The sequence below is a fragment of the Pseudomonas sp. P5_A2_2 genome (assembly GCF_054177685.1).
In genome coordinates, this window is the sequence record NZ_JBGCUL010001164.1 from 1 (window position 1) to 1,278 (window position 1,278).

A 1,278-nucleotide genomic window follows, 5' to 3' on the forward strand; every position below is an offset into this window, starting at 1 on the left:
ATGTAGCGCGGGTTGCCGGTGCCCGGAATCACGCAGGTCACCGCCGAATGCGACAGCAGGAACTTCAGCGCCAGTTGTGGCCAGCTCTTTACCCCGACTTGCGCCGCCCAGCCCGGCAGCGGTTTATCTTTCAGTTTGGCCAGCAAGCCGCCACCGCCAAACGGCCGGTTGCAGATCACCGCCACCCCCCGCTCGCGGCACAACGGCAGCAGGCGATTCTCGGCACCGCGATCATCCAGGGCATAGTTGATCTGCAAGAAATCCAGGGGCTCGGCCTTGAGTACCGCTTCCACTTCTTCATAGGCTGATGCGGTGTAATGGGTGATGCCGATGTAACGAATACGCCCTTTTTCCTTCCAGTGGCGCAGGGTCGGCAAGTGCGTCTGCCAGTCCAGCAAGTTGTGGATCTGCATCAGGTCGATCCGGTCGGTCTGCAACAGGGCGAAGGATTGCTCCATCTGCGCGATGCCTTCTTCGCGGCCCCGGGTCCACACTTTGGTGGCGAGGAAGGCCGGTGAGCGTGGCTCATGGATCGACAGCAACTCGCCGACGGTCTGTTCGGCACGACCGTACATCGGCGAGCTGTCGATCAACTTGCCACCCTTGTCGAACAACGCATCGAGCACCGCGGGCAAGTCTTTGTAGGCCGGTTGCGCAGGCTCGACATCGAATCCGCGATAAGTGCCCAGCCCTACGATCGGCAAGGACTCGTTGCTGGAAGGAATGGCCCGGGTCTGCATGGTCTTGCCTCCTGTTCCCATCGACGGCGCGGGTTGCGCAACCGCCAGACCGAACGTGAAGACCGCCGAAGCACCGGCAGCCAGCGTGAGTATTGCTCTACGGGTGTAACCCTCAGGATGGCTCATAAAACGCTTCTCACCAGTCGCACGGGTCCGGCCCGTTGCACCAACAACCCGGATAACCCGCGCCAAGGGTCAATTGACTACACTTTGAAAGCCTTGCGGCGCCAGCCACTTTCACTCCCAGAGCAGTCAATGCCGCCCACTAACGTTAGTCGAATGTCACGCACCCTGGTGTTACTCGTCGTCATCGTCGCTGCGTTGTACCTGGCGCTGTGCGTGGCGCTGTTCGTGTTCCAGCGGGCACTGATTTATTACCCGCAACCGCGTACCGTCGGCGGCGCCGAGACACTGCTCACCCTGCCGGCCGCCGACGCGCAGGTGCTGGTCTCCACCCGACCTCACGAGGGTCCCAACGCGCTGATTTATTTCGGCGGCAATGCCGAAGACGTCTCGCGCAACCTGCCCGGGTTCACCC

General features: G+C 61.7%; 1 protein-coding gene and 1 pseudogene. One reads left to right on the forward strand and one right to left on the reverse strand.

Annotated elements, in window-relative coordinates:
- A partial coding sequence (locus ACXRVY_RS29745; RefSeq protein WP_458239046.1) for an aldo/keto reductase occupies positions 1 to 866 on the reverse strand: 866 nt, incomplete at its 3' end.
- A 129-nt stretch (positions 867 to 995) separates the two neighbouring features.
- On the opposite strand from ACXRVY_RS29745, the pseudogene ACXRVY_RS29750 reads away from it, so the two are divergent.
- Positions 996 to 1,278: pseudogene (locus ACXRVY_RS29750) on the forward strand (hypothetical protein); the annotation flags it as partial.